18 protein-coding genes and 1 pseudogene are annotated in these 20,285 nt (G+C 64.3%); 7 read left to right on the forward strand and 12 right to left on the reverse strand.

All coding sequences use genetic code 11. The features are described from left to right. Positions 1–6: 6 nt before the first annotated feature. The 3 genes from FLO80_RS14215 to FLO80_RS14225 are packed head-to-tail and all read right to left on the reverse strand — an operon-like array spanning position 7 to position 4,746. The gene (locus FLO80_RS14215; RefSeq protein WP_111364451.1) at positions 7–2,376 is read right to left on the reverse strand and encodes a thiamine pyrophosphate-binding protein; all 2,370 of its coding nucleotides are present in this window, start codon (positions 2,374–2,376) and stop codon (positions 7–9) included. Positions 2,377–2,399: 23 nt separating this feature from the next. Next, a complete protein-coding gene (locus FLO80_RS14220) occupies positions 2,400–3,518 on the reverse strand; it encodes a glycine cleavage T C-terminal barrel domain-containing protein (protein WP_111364449.1) in 1,119 nt (372 codons plus the stop codon). Positions 3,519–3,543: 25 nt separating this feature from the next. Beyond that, on the reverse strand, positions 3,544–4,746 hold the full coding sequence (locus FLO80_RS14225; protein WP_111364447.1) for a methionine gamma-lyase: 1,203 nt from the start codon (positions 4,744–4,746) through the stop codon (positions 3,544–3,546). A gap of 109 nt (positions 4,747–4,855) precedes the next feature. Between FLO80_RS14225 and FLO80_RS14230 the strand changes: the two genes are divergently transcribed. From FLO80_RS14230 to FLO80_RS14240, 3 genes are all read left to right on the forward strand, one after another. After that, complete coding sequence (locus tag FLO80_RS14230) at positions 4,856–5,311, forward strand: Lrp/AsnC family transcriptional regulator (protein ID WP_111364444.1); 456 nt, start codon at positions 4,856–4,858, stop codon at positions 5,309–5,311. A gap of 73 nt (positions 5,312–5,384) precedes the next feature. After that, a complete protein-coding gene (locus tag FLO80_RS14235) occupies positions 5,385–6,296 on the forward strand; it encodes a lysophospholipid acyltransferase family protein (RefSeq protein WP_111364442.1) in 912 nt (303 codons plus the stop codon). Between the two features lies 1 nt (position 6,297). After that, positions 6,298–7,329, forward strand: a complete 1,032-nt coding sequence (locus FLO80_RS14240; RefSeq protein ID WP_111364440.1) for an N-acetylneuraminate synthase family protein — start codon at positions 6,298–6,300, stop codon at positions 7,327–7,329. 8 nt (positions 7,330–7,337) lie between these two features. On the opposite strand, the gene FLO80_RS14245 is transcribed toward FLO80_RS14240, so the two are convergent. Both FLO80_RS14245 and FLO80_RS14250 read right to left on the reverse strand, forming a co-directional pair. Next, positions 7,338–8,012 carry a class I SAM-dependent methyltransferase gene (locus FLO80_RS14245; protein WP_111364438.1) on the reverse strand — a complete coding sequence of 225 codons (675 nt, stop codon included), beginning with the start codon at positions 8,010–8,012 and terminating at the stop codon, positions 7,338–7,340. A gap of 37 nt (positions 8,013–8,049) precedes the next feature. Further along, positions 8,050–8,838, reverse strand: coding sequence for a glycosyltransferase family protein (locus FLO80_RS14250; protein ID WP_111364436.1), 789 nt, complete (start codon positions 8,836–8,838; stop codon positions 8,050–8,052). A 92-nt stretch (positions 8,839–8,930) separates the two neighbouring features. On the opposite strand from FLO80_RS14250, the gene neuC reads away from it, so the two are divergent. The 3 genes from neuC (at position 8,931) to FLO80_RS14265 (ending at position 12,710) form a co-directional block, all read left to right on the forward strand. Further along, a complete protein-coding gene (gene neuC, locus FLO80_RS14255) occupies positions 8,931–10,052 on the forward strand; it encodes a UDP-N-acetylglucosamine 2-epimerase (RefSeq protein WP_111364434.1) in 1,122 nt (373 codons plus the stop codon). Between the two features lie 74 nt (positions 10,053–10,126). Continuing rightward, on the forward strand, positions 10,127–11,398 hold the full coding sequence (locus tag FLO80_RS14260) for a 3-deoxy-D-manno-octulosonic acid transferase (RefSeq protein ID WP_111364431.1): 1,272 nt from the start codon (positions 10,127–10,129) through the stop codon (positions 11,396–11,398). A 13-nt stretch (positions 11,399–11,411) separates the two neighbouring features. Then, positions 11,412–12,710 carry a 3-deoxy-D-manno-octulosonic acid transferase gene (locus FLO80_RS14265; protein ID WP_246156689.1) on the forward strand — a complete coding sequence of 433 codons (1,299 nt, stop codon included), beginning with the start codon at positions 11,412–11,414 and terminating at the stop codon, positions 12,708–12,710. Here FLO80_RS14265 and FLO80_RS14270 read toward each other — a convergent pair. The 6 genes from FLO80_RS14270 to leuS all read right to left on the reverse strand — a co-directional run bounded on the left by FLO80_RS14270 (position 12,676) and on the right by leuS (position 18,789). After that, positions 12,676–13,416 carry an acylneuraminate cytidylyltransferase family protein gene (locus FLO80_RS14270; protein WP_111364429.1) on the reverse strand — a complete coding sequence of 247 codons (741 nt, stop codon included), beginning with the start codon at positions 13,414–13,416 and terminating at the stop codon, positions 12,676–12,678. The genes FLO80_RS14265 and FLO80_RS14270 overlap by 35 nt on opposite strands. A 34-nt stretch (positions 13,417–13,450) precedes the next feature. After that, the gene (locus tag FLO80_RS14275) at positions 13,451–14,038 is read right to left on the reverse strand and encodes a glutathione S-transferase family protein (protein WP_111364427.1); all 588 of its coding nucleotides are present in this window, start codon (positions 14,036–14,038) and stop codon (positions 13,451–13,453) included. Then, positions 14,035–14,619, reverse strand: coding sequence for a glutathione S-transferase family protein (locus tag FLO80_RS14280; RefSeq protein WP_111364425.1), 585 nt, complete (start codon positions 14,617–14,619; stop codon positions 14,035–14,037). The genes FLO80_RS14275 and FLO80_RS14280 overlap by 4 nt, the downstream gene beginning before the upstream one ends. Positions 14,620–14,745: 126 nt before the next feature. Continuing rightward, the gene (gene holA / locus FLO80_RS14285; protein WP_111364423.1) at positions 14,746–15,777 is read right to left on the reverse strand and encodes a DNA polymerase III subunit delta; all 1,032 of its coding nucleotides are present in this window, start codon (positions 15,775–15,777) and stop codon (positions 14,746–14,748) included. Then, on the reverse strand, positions 15,774–16,259 hold the full coding sequence (gene lptE / locus FLO80_RS14290; protein WP_111364421.1) for an LPS assembly lipoprotein LptE: 486 nt from the start codon (positions 16,257–16,259) through the stop codon (positions 15,774–15,776). The genes holA and lptE overlap by 4 nt, the downstream gene beginning before the upstream one ends. Next, positions 16,246–18,789, reverse strand: a complete 2,544-nt coding sequence (leuS, locus tag FLO80_RS14295; protein WP_111364419.1) for a leucine--tRNA ligase — start codon at positions 18,787–18,789, stop codon at positions 16,246–16,248. Before leuS ends, lptE begins: the two co-directional genes overlap by 14 nt. A gap of 534 nt (positions 18,790–19,323) precedes the next feature. Between leuS and FLO80_RS14300 the strand changes: the two genes are divergently transcribed. Next, positions 19,324–20,109 carry a transposase gene (locus tag FLO80_RS14300; RefSeq protein ID WP_111364417.1) on the forward strand — a complete coding sequence of 262 codons (786 nt, stop codon included), beginning with the start codon at positions 19,324–19,326 and terminating at the stop codon, positions 20,107–20,109. A gap of 55 nt (positions 20,110–20,164) precedes the next feature. On the opposite strand, the pseudogene FLO80_RS14305 reads toward FLO80_RS14300, so the two are convergent. Then, a pseudogene (locus tag FLO80_RS14305) lies at positions 20,165–20,260 on the reverse strand (IS6 family transposase); the annotation flags it as partial. Between the last annotated feature and the right edge of the window lie 25 nt (positions 20,261–20,285).

Consider the following 20,285-nt stretch of genomic DNA (forward strand, 5'->3'; position numbering starts at 1 on the left):
AAGCACCTAGAGAACCGGCGCCCCGGATGTCAGCCCCTGCACCGACGCGGCCAGCGCGTGGCGGTCGATGCGGAAATGGCGGTAGAGGTCGCCGATCGTGCCGGTCTGACCGAAATGCTCGACCCCGTGCGGGATCGTCCGGTGCCCAGCCACCGCCCCGAGCCAGCCCAGCGTCGCGGGATGCCCGTCAATTGCCGTCACCAGCGCGCATTCGTGTGGCAGCGCGGCCAGCAGCCGTTCGACATGGGCCACGGCGCCCGTGTTGCCGCGCGCGCGTTCGCGCTGTGCCGCCGTCCAGCCCGCATTGAGCCGATCCGCCGAGGTGACAGCCAGCACGCCGACATCACGCCGCGCCCCGCCGATCATGCCCGCGGCGGCAATCGCCTCGTCGGCCACCGCGCCCTGGTAGGCGATCACCACCTCGCAATTAGGTCCCGGCGGGCGCAGCCAATAGGCGCCGTCGATCGCGCCCTGCCGAAACGCATCGTCATGCCGCTTGCCCGGCTGTTCCAGTGGTTTCGTGGTCAGCCGCAGATAGACCGAACCGCCGGTCTCATCGCGCAGCCATGTTCTCTCATCGGGGTCGCCCTCGCCATCACGTTGCAGGTAGTCGAAGGCCCATTCCATGATCACCGCCAACTCGTCGGCAAAGGCGGGCTCGAAACTCGCCAGCCCGTCCTGCGCCATACCGGTAAGCGGCGTGCCAACCGATTGATGCGCGCCGCCTTCGGGTGCCAGCGTCACGCCCGAGGGCGTGCCCGCGATGATGAAGCGCGCGTCCTGGTAACTGGCATAGTTGAGCGCATCGAGACCGCGGTGCACGAACGGGTCATAGACCGTGCCGATGGGGATGAGCCGCTTGCCGAACAGGCTGTGCGACAGCCCCGCCGCGCCGAGCAGCAGAAAGAGGTTCATCTCGGCGATACCCAACTCGATATGCTGGCCCTTCGGCGTGAACTCCCATTTCGCGGTCGAGGGGATGCGATGCTCGATAAAGGCATCGGGCCGGGACGTACGGGCAAAAAGCTTGCGCCGGTTGACCCACGGCCCGAGCGAGGTCGTGCCGGTCACGTCCGGCGAGGTGGTGACGATCCGCCCGACCAGCGCGCTGTCACCTTTTGCCAACCCGTCAAGGATCTTGCCAAACGCCATCTGGGTCGAAATCTCGCGGTCGGTGGCGCCCGAAATCGCGGGGGCGGGCAACCGATCGTCGGTGTAACGCCGCACGCCCCTGGCAAAGAACGGCACCTCATCAAGAAACCCGCGCAAACCTTCCGCATCCGCGACCCCGGCAAAACGCTCCCATTCCTGCCCCTCCGGCACGCCCATATGCGCCTGCCATTCGGCCATCTGCGCGCGGGTCATCAACCCGCCGTGATTGTCCTTGTGCCCGGCAATGGGCGTGCCCCAGCCCTTGATCGTATAGGCGAGGAAACAGGTCGGGCGATCATGCTCGATGCTGGCAAAGACATCCGCCATGGTCTGCACGCAATTGCCGCCGAGGTTTTCCATCAGCGCAGCCAGTTCCGCATCGCTCCGCCGCTCGATGAGCGCCGTCACGTCCCCCTGATCGCCCAGATCGTCCATCAGCCGCTGCCGCCAGACCGCACCCCCCTGATAGGTCAGCGCCGAATATTCCGCGTTGGGACAGGCGTCGATCCAGTCGCGCAAGGCATTGCCGCCCGGCTCCTCGAAGGCCGCGCGTTGCAGCGCGCCGTATTTCACCCGCACCACGTCCCATCCGAACGCGTCGAATATCTTCTCGACCCGCTCGAACAGCCCCTCGCGCACGATCCCGTCCAGCGACTGGCGGTTATAGTCGATGACCCACCAGCAATTGCGCAGGTCGTTCTTCCAGCCCTCCTGCAACGCCTCGTAGATGTTGCCCTCGTCCAGTTCCGCATCGCCCACCAGCGCCACCATCCGGCCAAGCGGCAGATCCGCACCCCACTCCTTGGCGGCGATGTAATCCTGCACCAGCGACGCGAAACTCGTGATCGCCACGCCGAGGCCCACCGACCCGGTCGAGAAATCCACGTCATCCACATCCTTGGTGCGGCTGGGATAGCTCTGCACACCGCCAAACCCGCGAAACGCCTCCATCCGCTCACGGTCGAGATGACCCATCATGTATTGCATCGCATGAAAGACCGGTCCGGCATGGGGTTTGACCGCCACACGGTCCTCGGGGCGCAGCGCCGAGAAATAAAGCGCCGTCATGATCGACACCATTGAGGCCGAAGACGCCTGATGCCCGCCCACCTTGATCCCGTCGGGATTGGGGCGGATGTGGTTGGCATGATGGATCATCCAGTGCGACAGCCAAAGCAGGCGCTGCTCGACAGTCTTGAGGTGAACGGAGTCAATCTCGGTCATGGCGCATCCCATCGCGTGACGTGCTACTTTTTCCCAAACGGAAGCGGGGCAATCCGCGTGTCTACGGCCCCCTCTTCCAGAACGGTAGTGAGTCCTTCGGCAGTATCCACCAGATCGGCCCGGACAAGCCCGACACCGATGGTCTGGTCAAACCGTCGGGAAAAGGCAAACTCGCACACTTGTCCAATCACGGAATCCCCCATCGCAAGCGGCACCGAGTGGTCCGGCGGCGTTGGCCGACCGTCAAGGACAAGCCCCACGCGCCTGCGCGCCGGGCCCTCGGCCGCGATCCGCTCCAACGCGGCGCGGCCAACGAAATCATGCCCCGCCTCGAGGTTGACCATCGCGCTCAACCCCACCTCGAACGGGTTCGCCCGCGCTGTCTGCCAACGCATATCGGCACCGTAAGAGATCAACCCGCTTTCCAGACGTTCGATATCATTGGGCGCACCCGGGCCGATCCCGAACGGTGCACCCGCCTCGGCAACCATGGCCCAGAGGTCACTCCCCCGCGCGCTGTCCATCAGGTAAAGCTCGAACCCGCCCTGCTTTGACCAACCGGACCGCGCGAGGATCATGGGAATACCCGCAAGCGTGATCTTTTCAAACGCGAAATGGCGCATGTCACGCACGGAATCGCCAAACAGCGCCGCCGCCACATCCACCGCCTTCGGCCCCTGGATGGCAAGCGGGGAGACATCGGGCTCATCCACCTGCACGTCCCAACCCCGCTCATGCCCGATCGCCGCCGCCCACAGGTGAATGTCGCTGTCGGCCACCGAAAGCCAATAGCGATCCTCGGCCAGTTTGAGCAGCACCGGATCGTTGATCAGCCACCCGTCGTGATCGCACAGCGGCACATAGCGCCCCTGCCCGACCCACGTCTTGGTCAGGTCACGCGGCGTGAGATACTGCGCCAGCCGCCCGGCATCCGGGCCGCGCAATTCGACCTGCCGCTGTGCGGCCACATCCCACATCGCGACACCGTTCAAAAGCCGGTCATACTCGGCCTCGGGGTCTCCGAAATGCCCCGGGATCAGCATGTGATTATAGACCGAGAAGTTCTGCACCCCGCTTTGCACGGTGGCGTCGAAGAACGCGGACTTGCGCAGGTTCGGACCGATGGAAATCTGGAATGGCATCAGGCGGGCTTTCTGGTTCGATGTTTCAGGCGGATTTTCTGAGCGCGGGCTGGTGCAACGCGTCATCCAGATCGTCGATGATATCGGACAAATCCTCAAGCCCCACCGAAAGCCGGATCAATCCGTCGCTGATCCCGTGCTCGGCCCGTTCCTCGGGGCTATAGGTCGAATGAGTCATCGAGGCAGGATGCTGGATCAGCGTTTCGGCATCGCCCAGCGACACCCCGCGCACGATCATCCGCAGCCCGTTCATCATGTCGCGCCCGGCCTCCAGCCCGTCCTTGAGTTCAAAGGCGATCATCGCGCCGGGCAGGGCCATCTGACGTCGGGCCAGCGCGTGCTGGCCAAAACTCCCAAGCCCCGGGAATTGCACGCTGGCCACCGCCGGGTGCGCCTCAAGCCACTCGGCCACCGCCTGCGCGCTGGCGCAATGCCGCTCCATCCTGAGGCTGAGCGTCTTGAGCCCGCGCAAGACCAGCATTGCGTTGAACGGCGCCATCACCGCGCCGGTCATGTCCTTCATGCCGAACAGGCGGATCTCGCTGATCGCCTCGGCCCGTCCGACCACGACGCCGGCGACCAGGTCACCATGCCCGCCCAGGTACTTGGTCGCCGAGTGCACCACCAGATCGGCGCCCAGCGCGATGGGCCGTGTAAGATAGGGCGTGGCATAGGTGTTGTCGACCATGACCTGCGCCCCGCCCGCATGGGCGATCCGCGCCACCGCCGCGATGTCCACCAGCCGCATGTTGGGATTGGCCGGCGTCTCGAAATAGACCACGCGGGTCTTGTCGCTCATCGCCTGTGCAAGGTTCTCGGGCTCCGTCATGTCCACATGGGTCACGGTAATGCCGAACTTGCGCAGCCCGTGATGCATGAACGCAAAGGTGCAGCCATAAAGCGTCTTGTCCACGATCACCTCGTCGCCCGGCGCCAGCAACGTCCAGAGCGTGGCGGTGATCGCCCCCATCCCCGAAGCCAGCGCCAGCCCCGCCTCCGCCCCTTCGAGCGAGGCCATGCGCCGCTCCAACAACTCGAGCGTCGGATTCGAGATGCGTGAATAGACATGGCCGGGCCGCTCGCCCGCGAACATTTCGCCGCCCGCCTCGGCGGACTCGAAGGCAAAGGTCGAGGTCAGGTGCAAGGGCGGGGTCAGCGCACCCTCATGCTCCATCGGATCATGTCCAAGGTGAATGGCGCGGGTGGCAAAGCCGGGGGTCTGGGTCATATGAGATCTCCTTTTGCGACAGGATATCGCATGAAAGGAAGGTATGGATTGCCATTTCCACCTCAAACGAGATAATATTTGGCAGACCATGCTAATAGTGAGCTAGAAAATGGACGACAAGGACCGCCAGATCATCCGCGCCCTGCAACGCGACGGGCGCATGTCGAACCAGGACCTGGCCGCGATGGTCAACCTCTCGCCCTCGCCCTGCCTGCGCCGGGTGCGCAATCTTGAAAAATCCGGCGTGATCGAAGGCTACAGCGCGCGGGTGAACGCGCGGGCCTATGGGCTGGCCATCACCGCTTTCGTGCATATCCGGCTCGAACGGCATGATGAGGAAACGGTGCAGAATTTTGAGCGCCAGATCGACGGGATGGAAGAGGTTCTGGAATGCCACGTCATGACCGGGCAAACCGATTACCAGTTGCGCGTCGTGGTCGAATCGCTGGACGCCTATGAACGCTTCATCCGCACCCAATTGCAGCGCCTGGGTGGAATCGGCTCCATCGACACCAGCTTTGCCTATGGCACGATCAAGAACAGCACGGTGTTTCCCGCGCGTTGACAAGCCGCTCCGGGGACTTTCAAAGCGTGGAATTATCGGCGATACAGCCGCCCAGACAGATGGACGTCCGATCATGCCTGACGATACACCAGACCTCAGGAACCGCATTCGCTTTGCCGCCATTCGCGGCACGCTATGGATGCTGCGCTGCCTGCCCTATCGCTGGCGCGTGCCCGCTTCGGGCTGGATCGTGTCGCGCATCGTGGCCCCGCTCGTGGGCTGGCGCAAACGCATCCGCGCCAATCTCGCCCGCATCCGCCCCGACCTGCCCCGCGCCGAGGTCGAACGCCTCACCCGCGCCGTGCCCGACAATTTCGGCCGCACCATGGCCGAGCTTTTCTCGCCCGAGGAGTTCGTGCCCATCGCCTGCGCCACCCCGTTCGAGGGTCCCGGCCTCGCCGCGCTCGACGCCGCCCGCGCCGAGGGGCGCCCGGTGATCCTCGTCTCGGGGCATTTCGGCAATTACGACGTGATCCGCGCGGGCGTGATTCATCGCGGCTTCTCCGTCGGTGGTATCTATCGCCCGATGAACATCCGCCAGTTTAACGAGATCTATGTCGAAACCATCTCGAAGATCGGCACGCCGCTCTTCTCGCGCGGCCGTCGCGGCATGGCCGAAATGATGCGCTTTCTCAAGGGCGGTGGCACGCTCGCCGTGCTGATCGACCAGCGCCTGCGCAATGGCGCGCCGCTCGATTTCTTCGGCCATCCGGCCTATACCGCGCTCTCCTTTGCCGAACTGGCGCTCAAATACGACGCGGTCCTGATCCCCTGCTATGGCATCCGCCAGCCTGACGGCCTTTCGTTCCGCGCCGTGTTCGAAGCTCCTGTGCCCCACACGACGCCCGAGGACATGACCCAGGCATTGAACGACTCGCTCGAAGCACAGGTGCGCGCGCATATGGGCCAATGGCTCTGGTTCCACAACCGCTGGAAAGAAATCAAGAAACCCCGCCAAGCCCCGGAAGCCGCCAAGGAGGCATGACATGAAGATTGCACATCGCGAGATCGGCCCAGATCACCCGCCCCTCGTCATCGCTGAGATCGGCATCAACCACGGTGGCGATCTGGAGGTGGCGAAAGAGATGGTGCGCCTCGCGGCAGGCGCGGGCTGCGAGATGATCAAGCACCAGACCCATATCGTCGAAGACGAGATGACCGACGAGGCCAAGCAGATCTTTCCGCCCAACGCCGATATCTCGATCTGGCACGTGATGGAGCAATGCGCGCTTTCCCGCGAGGACGAGGCCGAGCTGAAGCGCTATACCGAAGAACTGGGCATGATCTGGATTTCAACGCCGTTTTCCCGCGCCGCCTGCGATTTCCTCGCCTCGCTCGACGTGCCCGCCTACAAGATCGGCTCTGGCGAGGCCGACAACCTGCCGCTCATCCGCCACATTGCGGCCAAGGGCAAGCCGGTGATCCTGTCCACGGGCATGCAGACCATAGAGACGATGCGCGCCAGCGTCGCAATCCTCGAAGCGGCGGGGGTGGATTATGCCCTTCTTGAATGCACCAACCTCTACCCCTCGCCGCCCGAAATCGTCTCGCTCAAGGGCGTGACCGAACTGCGCAATGCCTTCCCCAAGGCCGTCGTGGGCTTTTCCGATCACTCCATCGGCCCCGAAATGGCGCTGGCCAGCGTGGCACTGGGCGCCTCGATCCTTGAACGCCACTACACCGACACCCGCTATCGCAGGGGGCCGGATATCTCCTGCTCGATGGACCCAGCCGAACTGCGCTTGCTGATCGACCGCTCCCGCGAAATCTGGATCGCCGCCAACAACGACAAGAAACGCACCGGCCCCGAGGAGGACGTCTATCGCTTTGCCCGCGCCAGCGTCGTGGCCGATGCCGACCTGTCCGCCGGTCACGTCATCCGCGAACAGGATATCTGGGCCCGCCGCCCCGGCTCGGGTGAGATCCCGGGCTATGACTTCGACAAGGTGCTGGGCCGGACCCTGAAGCACGCCGTGACCCGCAACCAGCAACTCAAATGGAGCGATTTCAAAACCTGACGCCACCTTCAGGCACGCGGCAGATCCGCGACCTTCCACAACCCCAGCATCTTGCCCGGCGCCTGCCCCGGCACATCCTCTTGCCCCTCTTCCAGAAGCAGGACCGGCGCAGGCAGGTTGAAAGGCGGCGCCTCGAGGTCGATCCTGCGCCATTGGCCGGTCGAAATCTCTTGGTTGATGCCGCTGCCGGGATAGGTCGTGGTCAAGAGCCACTCGGCCCCCGAGGCCCTGATATTAGCCAGCGCGGCCTTCACATGCGCGGTCGAAAGATGCACGAGGCAATCACGGGTAAAGATCAGATCGTGCCGCAGGATCGGCCCCGCGATCAGGTCGATCACTTCAAATTGCACCCCATCGCGCGCATGGGCCGCGCGGTTGGCCTCGATCATCTCGGTCACGATATCGCCGCCGGTATATTGCGCCACGCCCAGATCGGTCCGCGCCATCCAGAAATAATCGCCGCAGGGCAGGTCAAGAAGGCTCTCGATCCCCAGTTCCGCCACCAGCGCCGGTAGCCTTTCGCGCAGGATCAGTGTCGCATCGAGGTTCGACCCCTTGCCCGACCGGCTCTCGGCATCGCCCCATTTGTTCGAGCGGTAATACCGCGAAAACACCTCGGCCGGGTCACGCCCCGCCAGCTTCCATTTCCGCAGCCGCTCCTTCAGCCCACCGAAAACCCCCATCCCGCCCGCCCTTCCCTTCCAGCTTCAATTTTCAGACTTAGAACGGCGGCATCCGCCCGCCATGCTCAAGCCAGTAGTCCCTAACCCAACCCACCTGTCCATGTCCCATATGCGGGAACCGGTCCCAGAATCCCGTCCGCTCAGGCACCAGCGCGATAGGGCGCGGATCGCCGTGAAAGGCGATGATCTTCGCCGAGTCCGGCGGCTCTTTCGGCGGCAGCATCAGATCGAGCCCGATGGGCTGGCGCAGCCATCGCTTGAAGCTGATCACCCAACCCGCTGGCCAGAACGCGAGCCCCTCGGCATGGGCGGCCACGAAATCCTGCTCGTTGCGAAACCGTGCCATCGCACCCGCCTTGTCGGCCTGAAACGCGTCGAAGATCTGTGGCTGGCTCCCGACATCAAAGGCGAACACCCCGGTGCCCAGCTCGGGCGGGCGCGTGCCTTCGCGCCCCGGTCGCCAGCCCTCGCCGACGTCGATGCCGGTAAAGGCGCCCGGATGCGCGAACATTTCGTCAAGCCCGCGCAGCACCACCATGTCGAGATCGACAAACAAACAGCGCCCCCGCAGCCCACGCAGATCGGCCACGTAAAGCGCGAGCTTCGGCCAGACCCCCTTGGTATACCATTCACCCGGCGCCAGCCCGATATCGGGAATGGGGAGCGCCTCGACACCCTCGACGAACCCTTGCGCATCATCGGTCAGGCAGACAAAGCGAAATCGCCCCGAAATCGCCCCCCGGCAGGCATTGTAAAGCACGTTGACGTAATCTGGCGGGAAAAGCGTTCCCCATTTCATGCAGAGCACAATCCGGTCTTCTGCCATGCGGGCGCCTTTCACCTCGGAATCCGCGAATACCTAGACATCCATGCCCATTCTGTCCATACCATCCCCCACCTCGCAACACCGGGAAAACCATGACCAAACGCCTTCTCTTCGTCACCGGCACCCGTGCCGATTTCGGCAAGATTGAGCCCCTGGCGCTGGCCGCCCGCGACGCTGGCCATGACGTGAGCTTCTTCGTCACCGGCATGCACATGCTCGAACGCTATGGCCTCACCAAGATCGAGGTGCACCGCACCCCGGGCGTGACCGTGCATGAATATCTCAACCAGCGCATCTCCGATCCTCAGGACATGGTGCTGGCCAAGACCGTTCTGGGGTTCTCCGATTTCGTGGCCGAACACCACCCCGATCTGGTGGTGGTGCATGGCGATCGGGTCGAGGCGCTGGCCTGTGCGCTGGTTTGCGCGACCAATTACATCCGCTGCGCCCATATCGAGGGTGGCGAGGTCTCGGGCACGATCGACGAGCTGTTCCGCCATTGCAATACCAAGCTCGCCTATTGCCATTTCGTCTCGTCACAGGCCGCCGCGCGGCGGGTCATGGCGCTGGGTGAATCGCGCGAGGCGATCCACGTCATCGGCTCGCCCGAGCTCGATTTCCATTCGCGCGACTCAGGCGTGAGCATCACGGATGTAAAGACCCGGTACGAAATTCCCTTCGACGCGTTCGGCATTGCCATCTTCCATCCCGTCACCTCGGAATCCGACACGATGGGTGCACAGGCAAAGGCGTTTTTCGCCGCGTTAGAGACAAGTGGACGGAATTTCGTGGTGATCCTGCCCAACAACGACCCCGGCTCCGAGGATATCCTCGCGGTGATCCGGCGCCTTCCGCCCGGGCGGTTCCGCACCATCCCCTCGATGCGGTTTTCCCATTTCTCCGAGGCGATGAAACACACCGCCTGCATCGCCGGGAACTCCAGCGCCGGCGTGCGCGAGGCGCCGTTTCTCGGCATTCCCTCGCTCGATATCGGCACCCGGCAAAAGAACCGCGCGAACGGGGCCTCGATCACCTCCTGCACGGCAGATGACGAAACCACCATCGCCCGATTCCTGGCCGAGGACTGGGGCAAACGCCACCCGCGCGACGCGGAATTCGGCGAAGGCAGCGCCGCAGCCCGTTTCGTCGAGGTGCTGGGCGATCCGGGCTTCTGGTCGCGCGGCCTGCAAAAGGAATTCCACGATCATGGCTGAATCTCGCGCCATGATCAGAACGCACATTGACCTTGGGGGTTTCACCCCCAAACCCCCAAGGTATTTTCAGTCAGATGAAGACGGGTAAGACCGCACCCCCCGGGATCGCCCTGCGCGGCTGGCTGGCGCTGACATGGGGGTTGCGGCCGGTTTTGCCCCTGTTGCTGAAACGACGGCTCAGGCGCGGCAAGGAAGACAAGGCGCGCTGGCGCGAGAAGCTGGGCCATGCCTCGGCCCCACGCCCCGAGGGGCGGCTCGTCTGGCTGCATGCGGTGGGGCTGGGCGAGGTGCTGGCCCTGCGCGGGCTCATCGCCCGAATGGCCCATTCAGAGCCAGATCTGAGCTTTCTCGTCACGTCGAACACGCTTGGCTCCGCCCGGGCGCTCGCACGCAACATGCCGCCACGCACCCTGCATCAATTCGCCCCGCTCGATGCGGCCGGCCCGGCCCGGCGATTCCTCGATCACTGGCGGCCGGACCTGTCGATCTGGGCCGAACAGGAGCTTTGGCCAGGGCTGGTGTTTCGCGCCGACCGGGCGGGCATCCCGCTCGCGCTGATCAATGCGCGGATGAACGATGCGGCACTGGCCCGGCGGCGACGGGCGCGGGCGATCTATCGCGATATCCTGCCACGTTTCGCGCTGATCTCGGCACAGGAGAAGCGCACGGCATCCAACCTCACCGCGCTGGGCGCACGGCGCGTGCGTTGCGATGGTTCGCTCAAATCCATCGCGCCGCCGCTGGCCGATGATCCGGCGCAAAAGGCCGTGTTAGAGACTGATATCGGGGATCGCCCCCTCTGGCTCGCCGCCTCGACCCACGCGCCCGACGAGACGCTGGCGTTGGCCGCGCATGGGCAGATCCTGACACGCGCACCGGAAACGCTTTTGATCCTCGCACCGCGCCTGCCTGATCGGGGCGACGCGATAGCGACAGAGATCCGCGCGCGGGGCTTGCGGCTGGCCCGGCGCAGCGCGGCGGACAGCATCACACCCAAGACACAGGTCTACCTCGCCGATACGCTGGGCGAGATGGGGCTCTTCTATCGGCTGGCCCCGGTCGCTTTCATCGGCGGTAGCATGAATGAGACGCAAGGGCACAACCCGTGGGAAGCCGCCGCATTGGGCACGGCCATCCTGCACGGGCCAAACCTTGCCAACTTCGCCGCCGATTACGCCGCGCTGCATGACGCACAGGCCGCGCGCATGGTCGACACAGCCGATGCGCTGGCCAAGGCCGTGACCGACCCCGACAACGCCGCCATGGCCGAACGCGCCGAGGCCCTGGTCGCCGCCAATATGGACCGGCTCGACGCTTTATGCCAAAAGCTACTCGATCTCGTCTGAACAGGCTCTGCCCTTGCCCCTTCCACCCTGGACCAAACCGCTCAGGCTTCGCGCCTTCCTCGTGCTCTGGCGCGTGGCATGGTTCGTGCTTATGCCCGCGATGCTGGTCTATCTGTGGCGACGGGCGCGGCGCGACCCGCTCTATTTTCAAAGGCTCGGACAGCGATTCGGACGTCATGCCCCCCGCGACACCGCGCATGTCTGGGTCCATGCCGTCTCGCTGGGTGAACTGCGCTCGGCGGTGCCGCTTATCCGTGCCTTTCTCGACCGGGGCGAGCATGTCGTGACCACGCATTTCACCCCCGCGGGCCTGCGCGAGGCGGAAAAGACCTTCGCCCCCGAGATCGCGGCGGGGCGGCTCTCGGCAGTTTACGTGCCGTTCGATTATGGCCTCGCCTTCCGACGCTTCTTTCGCGCCTTCCGGCCGAAGTTCGGGCTGGTGATGGAGGTCGAATTCTGGCCCAGCATGATCACCGCAAGCCGCCGCGCGGAATTACCGCTTTACCTTTGCAACGGGCAATACCCGGTCAAGAGCTTCACCCGCGATCGCGAAAAATTCCTTTCACCCGCGCTGCTCGTCCCGGGTTTTGCCGGTGTGATGGTGAAATCCGATCTTCAGGCCGAACGCTTCCGCAGCCTTGGGCAGAAAAACGTCTCGGTGACAGGCGAAATGCGCTTTGAACAGCCAATCCCCGGGGCACATCTCAGCGCCGCCCATGCGGCCCGCGCCACACTCGCAGGCGACCGGCGGGTGATCACCCTGGCCTCGGTGATCGAAGGCGAGGAGGAGCTTTTCGTCGAGACCGTGAAATCAGTCTCTAAAAGGGCGTTTATCGTGTTTGTCCCGCGCGCCCCTGAACGGTTCGACGCCGTGGCCGAACGACTCGCGCAGGCGGGTCTGCGCTTTGCCCGACGCTCTGCGATCCTCGATGATACGCTGGCCCTCACCGAAACCCCGCAGATCGACGTGCTTCTGGGCGATTCACTGGGCGAGATGTATTTCTACCTCGCCATGGGCGATCTTTCCGTGACTGGCGGCGGCTTTCATCCGCGCGGTTCGCACAACATCATCGAACCACTGGCGCTGGGCAAACCGGTGATCGTGGGGCCCGAAACCTGGACCATCGAATATCCCGCGACCGAGGCCATCGCGGCGGGTGTCGCGCGCCAGGTGAACGCAGACGACCTTGCGAACGCACTCTTATCCAACGACCAGCCCTCCAAAGAGCAGATCGACGCCTTCCTTGCCGATCACGCGGGCGCGGTCGAAAAAACCCTCAGGACGCTGGCGGGATGGGGGGTATCGGGTTGATCCCGTCGCCCAAAGCCAGCCGCTCGCGCATCAACAACTCGACCAGCCGGAAATCGAACGGGTTGTCGATATCGACCGAGCGTTCGGCCGGCACCACATAAGGGATCACCCGCCCTTCATAGATCGTCTCGGCCCGGCGCAGATAGGCCGGATCAAGAACGTAAACAATGCCCACATGCTCATAGACCGTGGGCGCCGCCTGCCGCGCCCAGACCCCGCCGGGCAGTGGCTTGGACACATGCAGCGCGCCGCTTTCATCGGGTTCCACGAGGTTGAAATAGGGGTTCTTGCGCGCCTCGCAAACCGACATCACCATGTCCGGCCGCTCAGCCTCGAAAAGGTCGAGCGCCCCGTCGATATCCGCGGGCAGGCGGAGGGGCAGCGTCGCGTCGAGATCGACAAATGCCGTCACCTCGCGCCCCAGCGCCGCCTCCGCCGCCTCAAGCGCATGTTGCCAGACCTCCCATTTCGGCGCCGCATCGGTGGCCAATTCATCCGGGCGCAACCCGATATCGAGCGTGCCCATGCCCAGCGCATGATCGTGGATCACCGGATCGTCGGTCGACACCACCACCGCCCCCACCCGGGGGTTGGCCAAAAGCGGCTCAAGCGACCAGTCAATCAGGGGTTTGCCGCACAGCGGTTTGAAATTCTTGCCCGGCACCCCCTTGGAGCCCTTGCGCACCCCGATATGACCCAGAATCATGTCGCCTCTCTCCTATCGAACCACGGCTCGCCACTTACCCGCCTGGCGCGGTTTCCACCATGAACGGATCACCTGCGCGCGTCGTGGCCCAAGCGACTAGCTCGGGCGCAATTTCGTGCCAACCCTTTGCCATCCCCCGACGCTGGGCAATATCCAGCGCACAGGCAAGCACAAGCGCGCAATAGTCCCACCGTCCTTCATCCCGCCAGCGCGGCGCCAGCCAGCGCAGCACCCGGACCGCGCGATGTTCTTCATAGCGCATCACCGGATCCGAGCGTTCGCCATCCGGTCGTGCCTTCTCACGCAGCCAGACGGCAACACCATCCAGAAACCCGCTGACAACATGGCGCAGAAATCGTGTCGCGTCATCCTCCTGTGGGAACCACCGCGCCCGATTCTCCAGCAGATCGAAATGAGCACAAATGTCGCGTGTATCTGCGAGCACCACGCTCCCATCTTCCAGAACGGGCACCCGCGCCAGCGGGGTAACCTCGAACAGCGCGGTGGCGGGATCGCGCGTCGCCACCCCAATTTCCTCGACCCGTGTGCGCAGCCCGCTTTCGCGCAATGCGACCCTCGTGATCCGGGCATATGGGGAATTCGGAGTGAAATAGAGCCTCATTTTCCGACCGCCGCCTTGAACGCATCGCGCCCGCGCATTGCCTTGGCATAGGCCAGAAGGTTCTCGTGATCATAGGGGAATTTCGCGCCGAAGGCCCAGTTGAGGCAATGGGTCAGGATGATATCCGGCACGGTCATCGTCTCACCCATCAGGAACGGCCCTTCAAACCGCTCGGCGATCCGCGCCGCGTTGCGACCGAATTCCCACTTGAGCGAGTCGATCACATCCGGCACCCGCTTGTCCTCGGGCAGCATGAACTTGTGCCGCGTCGCCACCCAGAGCACCGAATCCATCTCGTCGAGGATCTGGTGAGTCAGCGCATCCTGCTTCGCCCGCTCGACCGTGCCGCAGGGATGCGTGAGCGCGCCGTGCTTGTCGGCGAGATAGGTCATGATCGCCGTCGAATCGGTCAAAACCGCATCGCCATCGCAAAACACCGGGATCTTGCCCGACGGGTTCAACTCCGCCGCCCGCCCGGTGCTCGGCTTGTCCGGCGTGTGGGTGTAATCCTGCCCCAACTCCTCCAGAAGCCACATCACCCGGAAGGCCCGGCTCTGCGTGTTCCCGATCACTTCATACATGTCTCTCCCTCCCCTGATTCCCGCGCGAGAGTGCCCCGCCTGCACGCCCTGCACCAGCGCGACGGCGCGTCATGCGGGGAAAGAGCCCAACGAGAGGGCAGCGCCCGGCCCGGGGCGGGCCTCACCTCACCGCCGCGCCTTGGCCAACCCCGCGAGCCGCAGGAAACACCGCTCGACCAGCGCCATGGCGGGCGCGCGCTGTCCGGCGCTGCGCAATGTGAGGTCAGTATCGGTGATCAGCCCCAGCGCGGTTTCGAGCTTACCGGCCCCCCAACCCTGCGCCTGCCGCAGCATCCGGTCGCGGCGCAGGCCAAAGATCGGCGGGCGCATCCGCGCGATGCCCTGTGCCGCGCCGCCCGGGTCGCTCGCCGCCGTGTAAAGCGCCTTGAAATGCCGCATCGCCCCGATGCTGAGCGCCACCGGCGTCACCCCCTGCGCCGTCAGCCGCTGCATCACCGGGCCGATCTCGCCCATCTGCCCCTCGGCCACGAGGTTGAGCACATCGTCCACCCCCGCCTCGACCGACAGGGGCGCACAGGCGGCCACGTCCTCGCCGCCCACCGCCCCAGACTCGCCCAGACGATAAAGCGCCAGCTTCTCGATGGTCTGGCGAAAATCCCCCGGCCGCAGATCGCGCGCCAGCGCGGTCAGCGCGCCCATGGCATCGGGCGACACGTTGCGCAGCCCGGCACGGGCCAGCTCCGCCTCGATCTCCTCGCGCCCCGGCGGATCATCATAAAGCCCCACCGCATAGGCATTCTTGTGCCCCTCGAAAATCTTGCGCAGCTTCGAGCGGGCATTGAGCGCGCCCGCCGTCACGATCACCTGCGCGTCGCCCTCGCCCCATTCGCTCAGGCCCGCGCCGATCACATCGGCCAGCCCGTCGGTCGCATCCTCGACAAAGGCCACGCGCGGCCCCGGAAAGAACCCCTGCGCCTTGATCGCATCCAGAAGCATCGCCGGGTCCTTGCGCAGCTCGGCCGCCTGGATACGCGAAAGCCGCATTTCCTCGTCGCCGGTCGGGCCGATGAGCGCGGCAATCACCTCCCGCCGCCTGAGCGCCACACGCATCGCATCCGCGCCATAGATCAACAATCCCGTGCGCCCCGGCTCGGGTCGCGCGAAATAGCCCGCCGCCTGCCGCCCCGACAGTTTCATGCCGGCAATTCCCCCGAGGCCGCAACAAGGCGCATGACGATCTGGTCGCCCAGGATGGTCATCAGCCGCTCATGCGCGTTGGCCTCGGCGGTCTGGGTGGCGGCGGTCGACCCGGTGGCGGAATAGCCGGTAAAGCTGTCCACGTTGCCCGAGGTCAGCACCCGCCCATCGCCCAAATCGCGCAGCGCATAGCTCACCCGCCCGATCAGGTTGAACCGCGTGGTGATGTTGTCGGCGGCAATCGCCATCCGCTCGCGCTTGATATCGAGCGCCAGCGACAGGCCATAACGCGCCGCCGCCGCCCGGCCCAGCCGATCTTCGAGGTGCCGCACCAGAAGATAACCGTTCCGGTCCTGCGGCGCGTCGATCAGGATCGTGCCCTGCAACCGCCCCGCCGTGCCGCCCGGCCCATAGGCCGGCGTGAACCCGCAGCCCGACAGCGCCAGCGCGCCCAAAAGGAAGGTTCTTCTAGACCACCACATTCACGATCCGCCCCGGCACGACGATCACCTTTTTCGGGTTGCCCCCGTCGAGCGCCCTTTGCACAGCATCCGTCGCCAGCGCCAGCTTTTCAACCTGCGTCTTGTCCATGTCGCGCGGCACGTTGATTTCCGCCCGGCGCTTGCCGTTGATCTGGATCGGCATTGTCACGCTGTCCTCGACCAGCATCGCCTCGTTCGCCTTTGGCCATGGCGCGTTGATCACCAGCCCCTCACCGCCCAGCATCTCCCAGATGCCTTCCGACAGGTGCGGCGTCATCGGGCTCATCAACTGCGCCAGCACCCTGAGCGCCGCGCGTTTGGCCTCTGCTCCCGCCCGCGATTTCTGGATCGCGTTGGTAAAGGCGTAAAGCCGCGCAATCGCCGCGTTGAAGCCAAAGCTTTCGATCCCCATGGTCACATCATGGATCGCCTTGTGCATCTCGCGGATCAGCGCGTCATCCTCGCCCGACGCGGGCGCGTCCGAACTGGCCGCCTCCGCCGCGATCCGCCAGACCCGGCTAAGATGCTTGTATGCCGCCTCGGCCCCCGACGCGGTCCATTCCACGTCACGTTCCGGCGGGCTGTCCGACAGAACGAACCAGCGCGCGGTATCCGCCCCGAAATTCGAGATGATGTTGAGCGGGTCGACCACGTTCATCTTGGATTTCGACATCTTGGCCGACGGCACAACCTCGGCCTCGCGTCCGTCCTTGAGGAACGCCTTGCCGTCGCGCAGTTCGACCTCTTCGGGATAATGATAGACCGGCCGCCCGTTGGCATCCCGCGTCTGGTAAATCGCATGCGTCACCATCCCTTGGGTGAAAAGCGCATCGAACGGCTCTTTCGCGCTTTCGGGCAGGTGGCCACAGATATGCATCGCCCGGGCAAAAAAGCGCGAATACAAGAGATGCAGGATCGCATGTTCGATCCCGCCGATATACTGGTCCACGTTCATCCAGTATTCGGTCTCTTCCATCACCGTGGGCGTCTCGGCGCGCGGCGCGGTGAAGCGCGCGAAATACCATGACGAATCAACGAACGTGTCCATCGTGTCCGTCTCGCGCCGTGCGGGCTTGCCGCAGGCGGGGCAGGCACAATCGCGCCATGTCGGGTGCCGGTCGAGCGGGTTGCCCGGCACGTCGAACGACACGTCATCGGGCAGGCGAATGGGCAGGTTTTCCTTCTTCTCGGGCACCACGCCGCAGGCATCGCAATGCACCACCGGGATCGGACAACCCCAGTAACGCTGCCGCGACAGCCCCCAGTCGCGTAGCCGATACTTGGTGACACCCTTGCCCCAGCCGTGCGCCTCGGCGAAATCAATCGTCGCGTCGATCGCCTCCTGCCCCGTGGCCACGTCGATCCCGGTGAAATGATCGACCCATTTCACCTTCTCGCTCTTGGGCGGCACGAAGGCGTCATTTTCCACCGGCTTCGGATCATCAAGCGCAAAGAACGTGTCGATCACCGGCAGGTCATACTTGCGACAGAAATCGAGATCGCGCTGGTCATGCGCGGGCACACCGAAGATCGCGCCGGTGCCGTAATCCATCAGGATGAAATTGGCGATCCAGACCGGCAATTCCCAATCGGGGTTGAGCGGGTGGCGCACCTTCAACCCGGTGTCATGACCCAGCTTCTCGGCCTTCTCGATCGCCTCTTCCGTGGTGCCGCCCTTGCGCATCCCGGCCACCGCGCGGGCCACGCCCTCGTCCTTCGCCTCCAACTCCCGGGCCAGCGGGTGATCGGGTGAAATCCCGATGAAACTCGCCCCCATCAACGTGTCGGGCCGGGTCGTGTAAACCTCGATCTGCCCGCCATCCACGCGATCGAACGAAAACTGCAAGCCGCGCGATTTCCCGATCCAGTTCTCCTGCATCACCCGCACCTTGGCGGGCCAGTTCTCGAGCCCCTCCAGCGCATCGAGCAATTCGCCCGAGAAATCGCTGATCTTGAAGAACCATTGCGTCAACTCGCGCCGCTCGACATCCGCGCCCGAGCGCCAGCCCTTGCCGTCGATCACCTGTTCATTGGCCAGAACGGTCATGTCCACCGGGTCCCAGTTGACCACCGCCTCCTTGCGATACACCAACCCCTTGTCGAGGAAATCGAGGAACAACGCCTGCTGCTGACCGTAATATTCCGGATCGCAAGTCGCGAATTCCCGCCTCCAGTCGATGGAAAGGCCGAGCGGCTTCATCTGCTCGCGCATGTCCTTGATATTGCCATAGGTCCAGTCCTTGGGATGGCCGCCCGACGCCATCGCGGCGTTTTCCGCGGGCATCCCGAAGGCATCCCATCCCATCGGATGCAACACGTTGAACCCATTGGAGATCTTGTAGCGCGCGATCACGTCGCCCATGGCGTAATTGCGCACATGCCCCATGTGGATGCGCCCCGACGGATAGGGAAACATCTCGAGCACGTAGTATTTCGGCTTGCTCTTGTCCCGGGCGGCACGGAATACCCCGGCCTTGTCCCAGGCGTCCTGCCATCTTGCTTCGATCTCGGCGGCGGAATAGCGCGTCATCTTGTCGGGCCTTTTTCATATCGTCCTTGGCCTGGGTGATAGCGGTTTTCGCCCGCGAATGGAAAGCCCATTCAACCCGGGTTGGCCTCTGTGTCATGCGCGAGAGGCCTGGACCGTGGCAAACCCGCACAACAAAGGGCAGCACAAGGCCACGGTCGGGTGCTCACAGCATCGCGCAGGGTGGTTTATCCCGCAACGTCATCCCCCGCCCAGACCAGCGCGCACCCCATCAAAAGCACCCGGCCGTCAGGGCGACCGGGCGCTGTCCGGGCGGCTGCGCCGCTGTTCCCGGCGAATCTCCTTTTCGAGTGACTGGTTGGCAGACATTGCCAAGTTGTTTGCGTCTTGTGATGGAGGTACCTGTTGAGCCATGAAAATACCATCATCAATGCCGCGCCTGAAGAGGTTTCATTTTCCGGGGCTTTGTTAATGGCATGGATGCCCCCCTTATACTTTCGACCTTTGCGCGGCGTCGTTGCACCACTCTGACGACGGAGGATTCACATCCTGAAGCCATGCGGTTACACGAGTTGCATGAGCGAGCCGCCTCCCGCCCGCTATCGCACCACGAACTGGCCCAGCTACAACGCATCGCTGCGCAAGCGGGGCTCTCTGCTGATCTGGGTGGACAAGGACATGACCTTGCACGCGCCGCGTGATGGGCGGCCTGGACGGCCAGCGGCGTTCTCCGACGCTGCCATGCAATTCTGCCTGTCGACCAAGATCCTGTTCAAGCTCCCCCTGCGCCAGACCGCCGAGATGGTAGCGAGCCTGCTGAAACTGGCGGGGCTGGACTGGTCCGTGCCGGACTTTTCCACCCTGTGCCGCCGACAGAAGGCCCTGGCCGCGCAGGTTCCCCATCGCCGTGCCGATGGGCCGTTGAATCTGCGCGTGGACAGCCCTGTGCTGCCAGACCTGCTCGGCCAGATTCCCGGGGACGAGCAGATCGCCACGGTGACCGCCGACGGCGCCTACGACACGCGCCGCTGCCACAAGGCCCTCATCGCGCGTGATGCTGTGCCGATCATTCCGATCCGCAAGAACGGGCGGCTATGGAAGGATGACTGTCCGGCGGCACGCGCCAGAAACGAGACCCTGCGCGCGACGCGATACTATGGTCGGGCGTTCAGGAAGCGCTGGACCGGATACCACGCCCGCAGCCGCATCGAGGCGAAAATGCGCTGCCTGAAAGCCTTCGGCGAACGCATCGCCGCGAGCGACCCTGACCGACAGACCGCCGAAATCCACATCCGCATCGCACTCATGAACCGCTTCTCTGCCCTCGGCACCGCCGAGATCATCCGCGTGGCTCGACAATGACGGGGCAAGGGGCAGTCACGCCCAACGCGTGAATTGCGCAACAACGCCCCGTGCCGAGGGCAAGGCGATCATAAACCCAAACGGCACAGGAAACGATTTCGCGTGGAAAACGAAACCCCTTCAGGCGCGGCATCGATGGTGGTATCTTCACGGCTCAGCAGGTACCCCCATCACAA

Source organism: Aquicoccus porphyridii (assembly GCF_008369105.1).
In the GTDB taxonomy this organism is placed as follows: domain Bacteria; phylum Pseudomonadota; class Alphaproteobacteria; order Rhodobacterales; family Rhodobacteraceae; genus Aquicoccus; species Aquicoccus porphyridii.

Excerpts from the sequence above, each read along its gene's own strand:
- FLO80_RS14260 (WP_111364431.1), top strand. The coding sequence starts at position 10,127 with ATGAAGACGGGTAAGACCGCACCCCCCGGGATCGCCCTGCGCGGCTGG.
- FLO80_RS14240 (WP_111364440.1), top strand. The coding sequence starts at position 6,298 with ATGAAGATTGCACATCGCGAGATCGGCCCAGATCACCCGCCCCTCGTC.
- FLO80_RS14220 (WP_111364449.1), bottom strand. The coding sequence starts at position 3,518 with ATGCCATTCCAGATTTCCATCGGTCCGAACCTGCGCAAGTCCGCGTTC.
- FLO80_RS14235 (WP_111364442.1), top strand. The coding sequence starts at position 5,385 with ATGCCTGACGATACACCAGACCTCAGGAACCGCATTCGCTTTGCCGCC.
- FLO80_RS14275 (WP_111364427.1), bottom strand. The coding sequence starts at position 14,038 with ATGAGGCTCTATTTCACTCCGAATTCCCCATATGCCCGGATCACGAGG.
- FLO80_RS14300 (WP_111364417.1), top strand. The coding sequence starts at position 19,324 with ATGAGCGAGCCGCCTCCCGCCCGCTATCGCACCACGAACTGGCCCAGC.
- FLO80_RS14270 (WP_111364429.1), bottom strand. The coding sequence starts at position 13,416 with ATGATTCTGGGTCATATCGGGGTGCGCAAGGGCTCCAAGGGGGTGCCG.
- FLO80_RS14215 (WP_111364451.1), bottom strand. The coding sequence starts at position 2,376 with ATGACCGAGATTGACTCCGTTCACCTCAAGACTGTCGAGCAGCGCCTG.
- FLO80_RS14280 (WP_111364425.1), bottom strand. The coding sequence starts at position 14,619 with ATGTATGAAGTGATCGGGAACACGCAGAGCCGGGCCTTCCGGGTGATG.
- FLO80_RS14230 (WP_111364444.1), top strand. The coding sequence starts at position 4,856 with ATGGACGACAAGGACCGCCAGATCATCCGCGCCCTGCAACGCGACGGG.
- FLO80_RS14225 (WP_111364447.1), bottom strand. The coding sequence starts at position 4,746 with ATGACCCAGACCCCCGGCTTTGCCACCCGCGCCATTCACCTTGGACAT.
- FLO80_RS14245 (WP_111364438.1), bottom strand. The coding sequence starts at position 8,012 with ATGGGGGTTTTCGGTGGGCTGAAGGAGCGGCTGCGGAAATGGAAGCTG.
- neuC (WP_111364434.1), top strand. The coding sequence starts at position 8,931 with ATGACCAAACGCCTTCTCTTCGTCACCGGCACCCGTGCCGATTTCGGC.
- holA (WP_111364423.1), bottom strand. The coding sequence starts at position 15,777 with ATGAAACTGTCGGGGCGGCAGGCGGCGGGCTATTTCGCGCGACCCGAG.
- leuS (WP_111364419.1), bottom strand. The coding sequence starts at position 18,789 with ATGACGCGCTATTCCGCCGCCGAGATCGAAGCAAGATGGCAGGACGCC.
- FLO80_RS14250 (WP_111364436.1), bottom strand. The coding sequence starts at position 8,838 with ATGGCAGAAGACCGGATTGTGCTCTGCATGAAATGGGGAACGCTTTTC.
- lptE (WP_111364421.1), bottom strand. The coding sequence starts at position 16,259 with ATGTGGTGGTCTAGAAGAACCTTCCTTTTGGGCGCGCTGGCGCTGTCG.